This window comes from Jiangella muralis (assembly GCF_001270745.1).
GTDB classification, from domain to species: Bacteria; Actinomycetota; Actinomycetes; order Jiangellales; family Jiangellaceae; genus Jiangella; species Jiangella muralis.
Window position 1 is genome coordinate 19,640 of sequence record NZ_LFXL01000041.1, and the last position, 14,254, is coordinate 33,893.

Consider the following 14,254-nt stretch of genomic DNA (forward strand, 5'->3'; position numbering starts at 1 on the left):
TGGCGCCGTCGGGTTGTCGGTGGACGGTCCAGCGACTGCGGTGTTTGAGCAGGTGGTGGGTGGTGCAGAGGGTGTGGCAGTTGGCTCGGCTGGTGGTGCCGCCGGCGGCGAACGGGACGATGTGGTCGATGTCGTTGCCGCGGGCCGGTTGGTGACAGCCGGGCGCCCGGCAGGTGCGGTCGCGGGCCACGATGAGGTCGGCCAGCGTCGTGGTCGGCCGGTATCTGCTGCGACCGAGGTCGAGGAGTTGGCCGGTCGCGGGGTCGGTGCGTAGCCAGGTCCAGACGTCGTCGGCGGCCAGCTGCCGGGCGATGTGAGCGGGGATGGGTCCGTACCCCTCGAGCTCGCCGGGTTCGTCGGTGAGGCCGACGAGCGTGCTGAACGGGACGGTGACCTGCACGCTCACCGGCCGTCGCCGCGGTCTGGTCCCAGCGGTGGCGGAGGTGGGTTCGTCGCCGCCGGGCCGAGTGCTGCCGGCCCGAGCGCGGCCGGGATCGCCAGACGGCGCGGCGGCCGCGGCGCGCCTCCTGGTCGCCGAGGCGTGCGCTGCCTGGTGGGTGCCGCTGCCGGTGCCGGCCGGGCCTGTGCCCACGGACCCGTCCGTGGCGCGGCCTGAGACCGCGGACTCATGCGCTGCCTGATCGGTACCGCCTCCGGTGCCGGCCGGACCTGTGCCCGCGGACCCGTCCGTCGCGCGGCCTGAGACCGCGGACCCGTGCGCTGCCTGATCGGTACCGCCTCCGGTGCCGGGCGGACCTGTGCCCGCGGACCCGTCCGTCGCGCGGCCTGAGACCGCGGACCCGTGCGCCGTCTGGCCGGTGCAGGCGCGGCCCGAGACCGCCGACCCGTCCGCGGCGCCGCCCACGGTGGCGCCGGCGTGTGCGGCGTGGGTCCCGGCGGACTCCGCACAGGCGGTCAGCGCGGCCCAACCCAGCTCGGCGAGGGCGTCGGCGCGACGCTGGTCACTGGTCCGGGCCGGCACGCCGAGCGCGGTGTCGGCCCGCTTCGCATCGGCGGCGGCGGCCTTCAGTGCAGTGTTCAGCGCGGTGGCGTCCTCGGCGGGCAGCAGCGCTTCGAGGAAGGCCATCCCATCCGACGCCGGCGACACCGCCACGTAGCGGCCGTCGCGGGCGAGCCGGTGCCGCTCGGCCATCTCGACCGGCGCCAGCTCATGCAACAGCCGCTTGATCAGCTTGCGCAGCGCCACGGCATCGAGCGTCGGCGCCTTCGGCAGCACCGCCGCCTCGACCCGGGCCCGCACCTCAGGGTCCTGCCCACCCAGCTCGTCGGTGATCACCCGGGCGCGTCGCAGGTCGATCAGCCCGGCGGCCAGTGCGTGGCGCGTGTCGGGGAAGTCCTCGACCAGTTGCAGCGAGTGCCCGACCTGGTTCTCGGCCTGGCGGGTGGTGAGCTGGCAACGGCCGGCGATCTCGACGGCGGTGTTGGTGACCGGGTTGACCGAGCGGGAGCCGGAGTCGTCGGGGCGCATCTCGGCCCGCGACGCCAACGCCGCCAGCACGCGGGCCTGGTTGGCGTCCACCCAGGCAGCCAACCGCGCCCACCCGGCCGTCGCCTCCACCAGGTCGAAGCCGTCAGCGGCGTCGGGGTCGAACGCCGCCAGCACCGCCGCCAACTCCGGCCCGGTCGGGATCCGTTCGGCGTCGGCGGGCAGACCCCCGACAGGCCGGTCGGACGCCACCAGCTGCGGCGGCGCCGCCTGCCGGGACGGCGCGGGCCGCCCTGCCACCGGGTCGACACCCGGCGGCGCAGCAGTTGACAGCGCTTCTTCGAACATGATGCCAACTCTACTCGCCCCACCGATCAAGATCAACTCGACGATCGGCGGCACTGCGGCTGTTCGTCAGAAGCAACCAACGGAACCGCGCGGATTGTAGAGTTCGACGAACTCCTGCCGGTCGTTCGCGTGTTTGGCTTCAGAGGTGTTGCGCATGACCCTGCGACCGAGGGCCACGCTCGGCCGTGTCCTCGACGATCTCGGATCGACGCTGCTCGAGGTGGTGGCCGGGCGGGTCGAGCCGGGCCGGTCGGTGGGCGGGGTGGTGATCCACGACCCGCTGGACCCGCCGTCGATGCCGGCTGACGCGCTGGTGCTGGGGGTGGGGCTGGCGTCGTCGGACGAGATCGCGGACGTCGTGCGGGCGGTCGCCGCCGAGGGGGCGGTCGGGCTGGTGGTGCGGGTCCCGGTCGACATCGACGAGGACGTGCGTCGGGCGGTCGCGGACGAAGGGCTGGCGCTGTTCGGCCTGACCCGCGGCGCCTCGTGGGCGCAGGTCGCGGCCCTGCTGCGCAGCCTGCTGGCGCTGGACGACCTCGGCGGCGTCGACGACCAGACGCTGGCCGGCGCCGGAGCAGGCGACCTGTTCGCACTGGCCGGCGCGGTGTCGGCGCTGCTGGACGCGCCGCTGACGATCGAGGACCTGAATTCCCGGGTGATCGCGTTCTCCGCCGACCAGGACCGCGCCGACGAGGGCCGCAAGGAGACCGTGCTCGGCCGCCAGGTGCCCGAACGCTACCTGCGCGAGCTGGAGCGGCAGGGCGCCTTCCGCGCGCTGTACGCGTCCGACCGGCCGGTGTACCTGCCGGAGATCGAGGGCACCGGGCTGCCGCGGGTGGCGATCCGGGTGCGTGCGGGCGACGAGATCCTGGGCTCCATGTGGGCGGCGGTGAAGGAGCCGCTGAGCGCCGAGCGCGAGCAGGCCTTCGTCGACGCGGCGAAGCTGGTCGCGCTGCACATGCTGCGGCACCGCGCGGGGGCGGACGTCGAGCGGCGGCTGCGGGCGGAGCTGGTCGCGACGGTGGTCGAGGGCGGCCCGGCGGCCGGTGACGCCGCCAGCCGGCTGGGCCTGGCCGGCGGACCCGCCTGCGTGCTGGCGCTGGCCGTGCCCGGCGAGGCCGAGCCGTCCTCCGTCGAGGCCGACCTGCAGCGGGTCGCGGGCGCGTTCGCGCTGCACCTGGCCGCCGTGCACCCGCGGTCGGCGGTGGCGCTGGTCGGCGGCGTCGTCTACGGCGTCATCCCGCTGGCCGGCGACGGACCGGACGCGGACCTGCGGGCGGTCGCCGTCGCCGAGGAGTTCCTCAGCCGCATCGGTGCCCGCAGCCGCGTCGTCGTCGGCATCGGCGGGGTCGCGGCCGGGCCGGCCGGGCTGCCGCAGTCGCGCGCCGACGCCGACCGCGCGGTCCGGGTGCTGCGGACCCGGCCGGCCGGCGCCCGCGTCGCCCGGCTCACGGACGTGCAGATCTCCGCGTTCCTGCTGGAGCTGGGCAGCGCGATGGCGGCCGAGCAACGGGTCCCGTCCGGCCCGGTGGCCCGGCTGGCCGCCTACGACCGCCGGCACCGGGCGCAGATGGTCCCCACGCTGCGCGCCTGGCTGGACGCGTTCGGCGACGTGACGGCGGCCGCGGCGGCCACGCACGTGCACGTCAACACGTTCCGGTACCGGCTGCGGCGGGTCGGCGAGATCGGCGGGCTGGACCTCGCCGACCCCGACGCGCGGTTCGCGGCCATGCTCGAATTGCGGCTGCGCACGATGGTTGATCACCCCACGGCCTGACCGTAGGGTGACCAACCATGCCCGCACCCGCGCCTCGGCCGCGCGACCTCAGCCCGGCGGAGACCGGGTTCGTGCGGCAGCGCCCGGTGCCCTGGCTGAACCCCGGCCTGCTCGCCGGCACCGCCATCCGCGTCCTGCTCGCGTACCTGTTCGGCGGCTACCTCGACAAACGCGAGCTGCAGGCGGCGCTGCCCGACCGCGCGTACGACCACTCCGCCGCCGACGAGCTGTGGTTCGACTACACCGCCGACGTCGGTGACGGCTTCGACGCCACCTACTCGGTCGCGTCGCTGCTGGCCCGGCCGGAACTGATGCTCGACGACGGCCGGCTGCTTCCGCGCGGCTCGCTGCTCGTGCTCGGCGGCGACCAGGTGTACCCGACGGCGTCCAGCCCGGCCTACGAGCACCGGTGGAAAGGCCCGTACCGCGCCGCCCTGCCCGACCTCGCCGCCGAGACACCGTCGCTGTACGCGCTGCCGGGCAACCACGACTGGTACGACGGCCTGACGGCGTTCCTGCGGCTGTTCGCGCAGGGCGACGCCATCGGCGGCTGGCGCACCCGGCAGGGCCGCAGCTACTTCGCGCTGGAGCTGCCGCACGGCTGGTGGCTGTTCGCCGTCGACATCCAGCTGTCCTCGTACATCGACGAGCCGCAGCTGGACTACTTCCACCGCGTCGCCGAGCGCCTGACGCCCGAGAGCCGGATCATCCTGGCGCCGGCCCAGCCGTCGTGGGTCAAGACGCACGAGCGGCCCGACGCCTACGACAGCGTCGACTACTTCATCCGCACGATCATCGAGCCGACCGGCGCCCGCGTCCCGCTGCTGCTCTCCGGCGACATGCACCACTACGCGCGCTACGCCGGCGACGGTCCGGACGGACGCGGCCGCCAGCTGGTGACCTGCGGCGGAGGCGGCGCCTACCTCGTCGGCACCGACCACCTGCCGGCCGCCGTCGACGTCCCGCCGGAGGAGGCCATCACCCGGCGGCGCAGCACCCCGCAACGCTACGAGCTCGCCGCGGCGTACCCCACGCAGCGGGCGTCGCGGCGGCTGGGGTGGCAGATCTTCGCGCGGCTGCCGCGGCGCAACCCCGGCTTCGTGGGGCTGCTCGGGCTCATGCAGACCTTGCTCATGCTGGCCTTCGTCACATCGCCGGACCATCTGATCACGCCGGCGACGGTCACCGGGGTGGCCGCCGTGCTGGCCGGGACGGCGGTGTTCACGCTGGTCCTGGGCGTGCGGACGCGCAAGCACATCGCTGCGGCGGTGCTCCATGCGGTGCCGCACGTGGCGCTGGCGCTCGGGGGAGCAGCGGTGTGGTCGGCGCTGCCGCTGGACGACGTCGCCAACCCGTGGGCGACGCTGCTGGCGTTCGCCGTCTACGGGCCGGTCATCGGGCTGCTCGACACCTGGGTCGTCGGCGCGTACCTGCTGGTCGCACGGTACTTCGACGTCAACGTCAACGAGCTGTACGCGGGCCTGGGGATCGAGGACCACAAGAGCTTCCTGCGCTTCCACGTCGGCCGCGACGGGTCGCTGACGCTGTACCCGGTGACGGTCGAGCGGGTGGCGCACGCGTGGCGGGCCGACCCGGGCGGCGCGCCGGGCACGCCGTGGATCGTCCCCGCCGAGCCGCTGCACGCCACGCTGGCCGAGCCGCCGGTACTGCTCGACGGGCCGCGGGGGGCCGCCGGATAGGCTGGATCCCGGCCGAACCGGGGGAGACGACATGCGGTTCCTGCACGACCGGGTCCCTGACCAGGACCTCACCTACAGCGACGTGTTCCTCGTGCCGAACCGATCCCAGGTGGGGTCGCGGCTCGACGTCGACCTCACCACCGCCGACGGCACGGGCACGACGATCCCGCTGGTCGCGGCGAACATGACCGCGGTGTCCGGGCGCCGCATGGCCGAGACGTTGGCCCGCTGCGGCGGCCTGGCGGTCATCCCGCAGGACATCCCGCCGGACGTCGTCGCCGACGTCATCGCGTGGGTGAAGGCCCGGCACACCGTCTACGACACCCCGCTCACCATGCCGCCCTACGGCACCGTCGGCGAGGCGTACAACCTGCTGCCCAAGCGCGGCCACGGCGCCGTCATCGTGGTCGAGGACGGCCACGCCGTCGGCGTCGTCACCGAGGCCGACTGCCAGGGCGTCGACCGCTTCACCCAGCTGCACTCGGTGATGTCGCGCGAGCTGCTGACGCTGCCCGGCGGCGTCGCACCCGAAGAGGCGTTCACCCAGTTGCACGACGGACGGCACCGGCTGGCCCCGGTGGTCGGGCCGGACGGGCGCATCGCCGGCATCCTGACCCGCGAGCGGGCGCTGCGGGCCACGCTGTACGAGCCGTCGCTGGACGACGGCGGGCGGCTGCGCATCGGCGCGGCGGTCGGCATCAACGGCGACGTCGAGGGCAAGGCGAAGGCGCTGCTGGCGGCCGGCGCCGACGTGCTGGTCGTCGACACCGCCCATGGCCATCAGGAACGCATGCTCGACGTGCTCCGCCGGGTCCGCGCGCTGGACCCGCAGGTCCCCGTCGTCGCCGGCAACGTCGTCACGGCCGAGGGCGTCAGCGACCTCGTCGCGGCGGGCGCCGACATCGTCAAGGTCGGCGTCGGCCCGGGCGCCATGTGCACGACCCGCATGATGACCGGCGTCGGCCGGCCGCAGTTCTCCTCCGTCCTCGAGTGCGCCGCGCGGGCCAGCGAACTGGGCGTGCACGTCTGGGCCGACGGCGGCGTGCGGCACCCGCGCGACGTCGCGCTGGCGTTGGCCGCGGGCGCCGACAACGTGATGATCGGGTCCTGGTTCGCCGGCACCTACGAATCGCCCGGCGACGTCCTGCGCGACGGCGAGGGGCGGATGTACAAGGAGAGCTTCGGCATGGCGTCGGCCCGCGCGGTGCGGCTGCGCACGGCCGAGGACTCCGCGTTCGAGCGGGCCCGCAAGGGCATCTTCGAGGAGGGCGTCTCGCAGGCCCGCATGTACCTGTCGCCGGCGCGGCCCAGCGTCGAGGACCTCGTCGACACCATCGTCGCGGGTGTGCGCAGCGCCTTCACCTACGTCGGCGCGGCGACCATCGAGGAGTTCCGCGAGCGTGCTGTCGTGGGTGTGCAGAGCGCGTCGGGGTATACCGAGGGGATGCCCGTGGACGTGAGCTGGTGACCGCCGCCCTGGCCGTCCGGTACACCGAGTACGGCGGCCCGGCCGTGCTCACCCTGGACGCCGTCGAGCTGCCCGAGCCCGGGCCCGGCGAGGTGCGGGTCGAGGTCCGCGCGGCCGGCGTCAACCCGTTCGACTGCAAGGCGCGGCGCGGCCTGTACGCGCACGACGGCGCGCCGGCCGAGCCGGTGCGGGTCGGCCTGGAGTGCTCCGGCGTCGTCGACGCGCTCGGCCCGGACGTCGAGGGCTGGGCGGTGGGCGACGCGGTGTTCGGGCTGGCGCCCGGGTCGGCCGCCACCCACGTCGTCGTCCCGGCTGCCGGGATGGTGGCCAAGCCCGGCGGGCTGACGTTCGTGCAGGCGGCCGCGCTGCCCGTCGCCTGCGAGACGGCGTACCGGGTGGTCCGGCTGCTGGACGTCCAGGCCGGCGACGTCGTGCTCGTGCACGCCGCCGCGGGCGCCGTCGGACTGGTGGCCAGTCAGCTGGCGCTGGCCCGCGGGGCCCGGGTCATCGGCACGGCCGGCGCGGCCAACCACGACTTTCTGGCCTCGCTCGGTGTCGAGCCGGTGCTCTACGGCGACGGGCTGGCCGCGCGGGTGCACGCCATCGCGCCCGACGGCGTCGACGCCGTCGCGGACGCGTCCGGGCGCGACGTGCTGCCGGTGTCGATCGAGCTGGCCGGCGGCCCGGAGCGGGTCGTCACCATCGCCGACGGGTCCGCGTCGCAGTACGGCGTCCGGGCCAGCTGGAGCGCCGACCTGCCGCTGCCGCAGGTGTTCGAGACCGTGCTGCCGTTGGTCGAGCAGGGGACGGTGCGGATGCCGATCGCCGCGACGTTCCCGCTGGAGCAGGTCGCCGCGGCGCAGGAGCTCAGCGAGACCGGCCACCTGCGCGGCAAGATCGTCCTGACGGCCGGCCCGCCGGACTGAACGATCCCGCCGTGGTGACGAACGCCATGGTCCGTACGCTCTCCGGCCACCGCGCGCAGTAGAATTCCGCGGCGTGACCGAGTCCACTCTTCCCGAGCCCACCCTGCCGTCCGTCTACGACCCGGCGGCGGTAGAGGCGCCGCTCTACGAGGGCTGGGTCGAGCGCGGCTATTTCGAGGCCGACGAGAAGAGCGACAAGCCCCCGTACTGCATCGTCATCCCGCCGCCGAACGTCACCGGGTCGCTGCACCTGGGGCATGCGTTCGAGCACACGCTGATCGACGCGCTGGTGCGGCGGCGGCGCATGCAGGGCTACGAGGCGCTGTGGATGCCGGGCATGGATCACGCCGGCATCGCCACCCAGAACGTCGTCGAGCGCGAGCTGGCCAAGACCGGCACGTCCCGCCACGATCTCGGCCGCGAGGCGTTCGTCGAGAAGGTATGGGAGTGGAAGGCCGAGTCCGGCGGCCGCATCCTCGCGCAGATGCGCCGGCTCGGCGACGGCGTCGCCTGGAGCCGCGAGCGGTTCACCATGGACGACGGCCTGTCCCGCGCCGTGCAGACCATCTTCAAGCGGCTCTACGACGACGAGCTGATCTACCGCGCCGAGCGCATCATCAACTGGTGCGTGCGCTGCCACACCGCGCTGTCCGACATCGAGGTCGAGCACAGCGACGACGACGGCGAGCTGGTCTCGATCCGCTACAGCGACGACGTCGTGGTGGCCACCACGCGCGCCGAGACGATGCTCGGCGACACCGCCGTGGCCGTGCACCCCGACGACGAGCGCTACAAGCACCTCATCGGCACCGAGATCGAGCTGCCGTTGACCGGGCGGCGCATCCCGATCGTCGGCGACCCGCACGTCGACCCGTCGTTCGGCACCGGCATGGTCAAGGTGACGCCGGCGCACGACCCCAACGACTTCGAGATCGGCCGGCGGCACGACCTCCCGATGCTCACCATCATGGACGAGCAGGGCGTCATCACCGCGCACGGCCCGTTCCAGGGGCTGGACCGCTTCGAGGCCCGTCCGGCGGTCGTCGCCGCGCTGCGCGCCGAGGGCCGCATCGTCGCGGAGAAGCGGCCGTACGTGCACGCGGTCGGGCACTGCTCGCGCTGCAAGACCGTCGTCGAGCCGCGGCTGTCGCTGCAGTGGTGGGTCAAGGTCGAGCCGCTGGCCAAGGCGTCCGGCGACGCGGTGCGCGACGGCCGGGTGGCCATCCACCCGAAGTCCATGGAGTCGCGCTGGTTCGGCTGGGTCGACGACATGCACGACTGGTGCATCTCGCGGCAGCTGTGGTGGGGCCACCGCATCCCGGTCTGGTACGGGCCGGACGGCGAGGTGGTGTGCGTCGGTCCCGACGACGACGCCCCGACCGGTGAGGGCTGGGTGCAGGACGAGGACGTGCTCGACACCTGGTTCTCGTCGGCGCTGTGGCCGTTCTCGACGCTCGGCTGGCCCGACGAGACCCCGGCGCTGGAGAAGTTCTACCCGAACCAGGTGCTGGTCACCGGCTACGACATTCTGTTCTTCTGGGTGGCCCGGATGATGATGTTCGGGCTCTACGCGCACGCCGACGCCGGCCCCGAGAAGGCGATCCCCTTCCACACCATCGCGCTGCACGGCATGGTCCGCGACGAGCGCGGCAAGAAGATGTCGAAGTCGTTCGGCAACGCCGTCGACCCGCTGGACTGGATGGACGCCTACGGGTCCGACGCGCTGCGGTTCACGCTCGCGCGCGGCGCCAACCCCGGCGCCGACGTCCCCATCGGCGAGGACTGGGTCCAGGCGTCGCGCAACTTCTGCAACAAGCTGTGGAACGCCACCCGGTTCGCGCTGATGAGCGGCGCCCGCGTGGGCGAGCTGCCGCCGTCCGAGGAACTGACGTCGGCCGACCGGTGGATCCTGTCGCGGCTCAACACCGTCCTCGCCGAGGTCGACGCCCAGTTCGAGGACTACCAGTTCGCCAAGCTCAGCGACACCCTCTACCACTTCGCCTGGGACGAGTTCTGCGACTGGTACGTCGAGCTGGCGAAGACCCAGCTGGGCGGCGCCGCGGCCGAGAACACCCGGCTGGTGCTCGGGCACGTCCTCGACCGTCTGCTGCGGGTGCTGCACCCCGTGACGCCGTTCGTCACCGAGACGCTGTGGACGACGCTGACCGGCCAGGAGTCGCTGGTGATCGCCGACTGGCCGCAGCCGGACGCGTCCCGCCACGACGCCGCCGCCGAGGCCACCGTCGCCGAGCTGCAGCGGCTGGTCACCGAGGTGCGCCGGTTCCGCAGCGACCAGGGGCTCAAGCCCGGCCAGAAGGTGCCGGCCCGGGTCGCCGGCGGCGCGGCCGAGCACGAGGCCGCGTTCCGGTCGCTGACCCGCCTCACCGCGCCGGAGGACGGCTTCGCCGCCACCGCGCAGGTCGTGGTCGGCGCCGTCACCGTCGAGCTGGACCTCTCCGGCGCCGTCGACGTCGAGGCCGAGCGCAAGCGCCTGAGCAAGGACCTCGCGAACGAGCGCAAGACGCTGGAGCAGGCGCTGCGCAAGCTCGGCAACGAGCAGTTCCTGGCCAAGGCGCCGGAGTCCGAGGTCGACAAGGTCCGCGGCCGGCGCAGCGCCGCCGAGGCCGAGATCGCCCGGCTCGAGGCGCAGCTGGCCGGCCTGCCGCAGGGCACGCCGTGACCGACGACGTCCTCGCCGGCATCGAGGCGGAGCTACTGGCCCGGCGGCCGGAGTCGCGGGTCGAGCCGTCGCTGGAGCGCATCCGCGACCTCGTCGACCTCCTCGGCAACCCGCAGCGTGCCTACCCCGTCCTGCACATCGGCGGCACCAACGGCAAGACGTCGACGGCGCGCATGGCCGACGCGCTGCTGCGCGAGCTGAACCTGCGCACCGGCCGCTACACCAGCCCGCACCTGCAGTCGGTCACCGAGCGCATCGTCATCGACGGCGAGCCGGTCACGCCGCAGCGCTTCGCCACCACGTACGACGAGATCAAGCCGTACCTCGACCTCGTCGACTCCAAGCACGACGTCGCGCTGGGCTACTTCGAGGTGCTGACGGCGCTGGCCTACGCCGCGTTCGCCGACACCCCGGTCGAGGCCGCCGTCGTCGAGGTCGGCATGGGCGGCGCGTGGGACGCCACCAACGTGGCCGACGGCCGGGTCTCGGTCGTCACGCCCATCGCCATCGACCACGTCGACTACCTCGGCGACACCATCGAGGAGATCGCCACCGAGAAGGCCGGCATCATCAAGCCCGGCGGCTACGCGATCCTCGGCCCGCAGACCGCCACCGCCGCGCAGATCCTGCTGGCCCGCGTCGCCGAGACCGGCGCCACGGTGGCCCGGCAGGGCCTGGAGTTCGGCCTGCGCAGCCGCGAGCTGGCCGTCGGCGGGCAGCTCATCGGGCTGCAGGGGTTGACCGGCCCGTACGACGAGATCTTCCTGCCGCTGCACGGCGAGTACCAGGCGCACAACGCGGCGGCCGCGCTGGCCGCCGTCGAGGCGTTCGTCGGGGGCGGCCGCGAGCCGCTCGACGCCGACCTCGTCCGGGCCGCGTTCGCCCGGGTCACCTCGCCCGGACGGCTCGAGGCGCTGCGCCGTGGCCCCGTCGTCCTCGCCGACGCCGCGCACAACCCGGCCGGCGCGGCGGCGCTCGCGGCGGCGCTCACCGAGGAGTTCGCCGGCACCGCGCTGGTCGCCGTCGTCGCCGCCATGGCCGACAAGGACGTCGAGGGCATCCTCACCGAGCTGGAGCCGGCGGTCGAGGCGGTCGTCGTCACGGAGAACTCGTCGCCGCGCACCATGCCGGTCGACCAGCTGGCCAACATCGCCGTCGACGTGTTCGGCCAGGACCGCGTCCACCAGGCGGTGCCGCTGCCCGAGGCGGTCGACGCCGGGCTGCGGCTGGCCGAGCGAGAAGAGTCGCTGGGCGGCTACGGCGTCGTCGTCACCGGCTCGGTCGTGACGGCCGGCGACGCGCGAGTGGCGTTCGGGGCGGCGTCGTGAACCGCATCGCCGCCGCCATCCTGTCGACACAGGTGATCGTCGTGCTGCTGGCGGTCCCGGTCGCCATCAACATCGCCGACGTCGGCCGAGGTGCGGCCTGGCTGGCCGGCGGCGGCATCGCGCTGATGTGCGTGCTCGGCGCGGCGATGGTGCGCCGCGGGCGGCCCGGCTACGTGCTCGGGACAGCGGCCCAGGTGTGTTCGGTGGCGACCGGCTTCGTCGTGCCGGCGATGCTCATCCTGGGCGGCATCTTCGCGCTGCTGTGGTTCGTCCTGCTGCGCATCGGCCCGCAGGTCGAGCGGGAGAAGGCGGCGCGCGAGGCGCAGCAGGACGGCGGCTGAACCCGCCGGGCTACAGGCCGGGGAACCAGAGGTCGAGCTCGCGCTTGGCCGACTCGGGGGAGTCGGACGCGTGCACGAGGTTCTCGGAGTTCGACAGCGAGAGGTCGCCGCGGATCGTGCCCGGCGCGGCCTTGCGGCCGTCGGTGGCGCCGTTCATCGCCCGCACGACGTCGATGGCCTGGTCGCCCTCGAGCACCAGCGCGACCAGCGGGCCGCCGGTGACGAACTCGCGCAGCGCGGGGTAGAACCCCTTCTCGACGTGCTCGGCGTAGTGCGCGTCGGACAGGGTGGGGTCGATGGTGCGCTGGTCCAGCGCGACGATGGTCAGGCCCTTGCGTTCGTAGCGGGCCAGGATCTCCCCGATCAGGCCGCGGCGGACGGCGTCGGGCTTGATCAGGACGAGCGTGCGCTCGGACACGGGTGCTCCTGTGCGGTCGGACGGATCGGCAATGGTCAGAGGGTAGCCAATCCGGGGTCGGATACACGCGTCAGGTGGCGCGGGGGCGGTGATGAAAGCCTCGTGAAAGCGGCCGCCGGTAGCGTCCGCCGTGTTGGGTGAACATCTGGCAGGGCGCATGACCACGGTCAGGCGTCCAAGGTAATGTTCCCCCGAAACGTCCAGGGGGCAGCGGGTCACTTGCACGTCCCCGGCTGCACCCGGCCGTCCCGGCCGGTTCGGGAGGGCAGCGACGGGGAGACGAGGCAGGAGCGGTAGAGGCACCTCATGGCGGGGACAACTCAGACCACTGACGCGGCCAACGAGCGCCAGCGCGCACGGGAACAGCGTGGCATCCGCAGCAACCAACGGGTCCGCGCCGACAGCGCCCGGCTGCCGTCGCCACCACGGCAACGCCGCCCGGCGCTGGCCGCGCTGGCGGTGCTGCTGATCGTCGGCGGCGCCGCGGTGGCCGCGCTGCTGGCCATGCGCGTCGACGAACGCACGCCGGTGCTCGTCCTGGCCGGACCGGTCGCCGCGGGCGAGCAGATCACCAGCGAGGACCTCGAGACCACGCAGGTCGCGTCCGAGCTCGACAGCCTCATCCCTGAGTCGCAGGCCGACGACGTCGTCGGCCGGTACGCCCGGGTCGCGCTCGTGGAGGGTCAGCTGCTCGACACCACCATGCTGGAGACCCAGGCGCCGCTGTCGGAGGGCCAGACCGCCGTCGGCGCGTTCCTCGCCCAGAGCTTCCTGCCGGCCGGCGGGCTGCAGTCCGGCGACATCGTCGACCTCGTGTCCATCGTCACCGGCGAGGGGAAGACCGTCGTCGAGGGCGCCCGGGTCGCGTCGGCGAAGCCGGCCGAGGGCGGCGACCAGGCCGGCGGCACCGGTTCGCTGGTCACGCTGCTGGTCGACCGCGGCGACGCCGCCACCGTCGGCGGCCTGGCCGCCACCAACCAGCTGGTCGTCACGCTGGTCGAGCGGGGCACCCCGTTCGGCTCCGAGGAGGACTGAGCCGGTGCTCATCGCCTTCGCGTCCGCCAAGGGCTCCCCGGGCGTGACCACCACGGTCAACGCCCTCGGGGCCATCTGGCCGTCCGACGTCGTGGTGGCCGACTTCGACCCCGCCGGCGGCGACCTCGCGCTGCGTCACCGCGACGCCGAGGGCGAGCCGCTCGACCCCGAGCGCGGCCTGCTTTCGCTGGCCGCGGCCGCGCGCCGGGGCGTCGCCGAGGCCAACATGGCCGAGCACCTGCAGACGGCCGACGGCGGCCTCGACATCCTGGCCGGCGTCACCCGGCCCGAGCAGCTCACCGGCATCGGCTCGGTGTGGCCGGCCATGGCCACCATGCTCAAGACGCTGCCGGTCGACGTGCTGGTCGACTGCGGCCGCATCGTCCCCGGCACCCCGCTGCTACCGGTCATGAACGCCGCCGACGCCGTCATCTTCGTGGTCCGGCCGGGCATCGAGTACTACGCGCACCTGCGCGAGCGGCTGCGCTGGCTGGCCGAGCCGCTGCAGATCGGCGCGGCCGGCAGCATCCCGGTCGGCATCGCACTGGTCACCGAGAGCCGCGACACCGCGGCCCCGCGCGACCTCGACCGCCTGCTGCAGCACGACGGCCAGCAGGTCACGGTGCTGGGCCGCATCGCCGACGACCCCAAGGCGGCGGGCGCCCTGGCCGGCCGGTGGAGCCGTCGCATCGACCGCTCGCTGCTCGTCCGCTCGGCCCGCGAGCTCAGCGACTCCGTGCGCGGGCTGGCCGAGGCACACGCGCGCATCCCGAGCAGGAGCTGACC

General features: G+C 73.9%; 10 protein-coding genes and 1 pseudogene. 9 read left to right on the forward strand and 2 right to left on the reverse strand.

Going from position 1 to position 14,254, the window contains the following annotated elements:
- Nucleotides 1-49: 49 nt before the first annotated feature.
- Nucleotides 50-1,795, reverse strand: a pseudogene (locus ACW62_RS33460) (HNH endonuclease signature motif containing protein); the annotation flags it as partial.
- Nucleotides 1,796-1,949: 154 nt separating this feature from the next.
- Between ACW62_RS33460 and ACW62_RS28185 the strand changes: the two are divergent.
- The 7 genes from ACW62_RS28185 to ACW62_RS28215 all read left to right on the forward strand — a co-directional run bounded on the left by ACW62_RS28185 (nucleotide 1,950) and on the right by ACW62_RS28215 (nucleotide 12,015).
- Nucleotides 1,950-3,572, forward strand: coding sequence for a PucR family transcriptional regulator (locus ACW62_RS28185; RefSeq protein ID WP_053207453.1), 1,623 nt, complete (start codon nucleotides 1,950-1,952; stop codon nucleotides 3,570-3,572).
- A gap of 17 nt (nucleotides 3,573-3,589) precedes the next feature.
- The gene (locus ACW62_RS28190; protein ID WP_053207454.1) at nucleotides 3,590-5,272 is read left to right on the forward strand and encodes a metallophosphoesterase; all 1,683 of its coding nucleotides are present in this window, start codon (nucleotides 3,590-3,592) and stop codon (nucleotides 5,270-5,272) included.
- A gap of 31 nt (nucleotides 5,273-5,303) precedes the next feature.
- Nucleotides 5,304-6,740, forward strand: a complete 1,437-nt coding sequence (locus ACW62_RS28195; protein WP_053207455.1) for a GuaB1 family IMP dehydrogenase-related protein — start codon at nucleotides 5,304-5,306, stop codon at nucleotides 6,738-6,740.
- The gene (locus tag ACW62_RS28200) at nucleotides 6,737-7,666 is read left to right on the forward strand and encodes an NADP-dependent oxidoreductase (protein WP_205629659.1); all 930 of its coding nucleotides are present in this window, start codon (nucleotides 6,737-6,739) and stop codon (nucleotides 7,664-7,666) included. The genes ACW62_RS28195 and ACW62_RS28200 overlap by 4 nt, the downstream gene beginning before the upstream one ends.
- Before the next feature lie 73 nt (nucleotides 7,667-7,739).
- On the forward strand, nucleotides 7,740-10,346 hold the full coding sequence (locus ACW62_RS28205) for a valine--tRNA ligase (protein ID WP_053207456.1): 2,607 nt from the start codon (nucleotides 7,740-7,742) through the stop codon (nucleotides 10,344-10,346).
- Complete coding sequence (locus ACW62_RS28210) at nucleotides 10,343-11,674, forward strand: bifunctional folylpolyglutamate synthase/dihydrofolate synthase (RefSeq protein ID WP_053207457.1); 1,332 nt, start codon at nucleotides 10,343-10,345, stop codon at nucleotides 11,672-11,674. The genes ACW62_RS28205 and ACW62_RS28210 overlap by 4 nt, the downstream gene beginning before the upstream one ends.
- A complete protein-coding gene (locus ACW62_RS28215) occupies nucleotides 11,671-12,015 on the forward strand; it encodes a DUF4233 domain-containing protein (RefSeq protein ID WP_053207458.1) in 345 nt (114 codons plus the stop codon). Before ACW62_RS28210 ends, ACW62_RS28215 begins: the two co-directional genes overlap by 4 nt.
- A 10-nt stretch (nucleotides 12,016-12,025) precedes the next feature.
- Here ACW62_RS28215 and ndk read toward each other — a convergent pair whose 3' ends face one another.
- Nucleotides 12,026-12,433, reverse strand: coding sequence for a nucleoside-diphosphate kinase (ndk, locus tag ACW62_RS28220; RefSeq protein ID WP_053207459.1), 408 nt, complete (start codon nucleotides 12,431-12,433; stop codon nucleotides 12,026-12,028).
- Between the two features lie 306 nt (nucleotides 12,434-12,739).
- Here ndk and ACW62_RS28225 point away from each other — a divergent pair, with 306 nt between their 5' ends.
- On the forward strand, nucleotides 12,740-13,468 hold the full coding sequence (locus tag ACW62_RS28225) for an SAF domain-containing protein (protein ID WP_053207460.1): 729 nt from the start codon (nucleotides 12,740-12,742) through the stop codon (nucleotides 13,466-13,468).
- Between the two features lie 4 nt (nucleotides 13,469-13,472).
- Nucleotides 13,473-14,252, forward strand: coding sequence for a CpaE/TadZ family protein (locus ACW62_RS28230; protein ID WP_053207461.1), 780 nt, complete (start codon nucleotides 13,473-13,475; stop codon nucleotides 14,250-14,252).
- The last annotated feature ends 2 nt before the right edge of the window (nucleotides 14,253-14,254 follow it).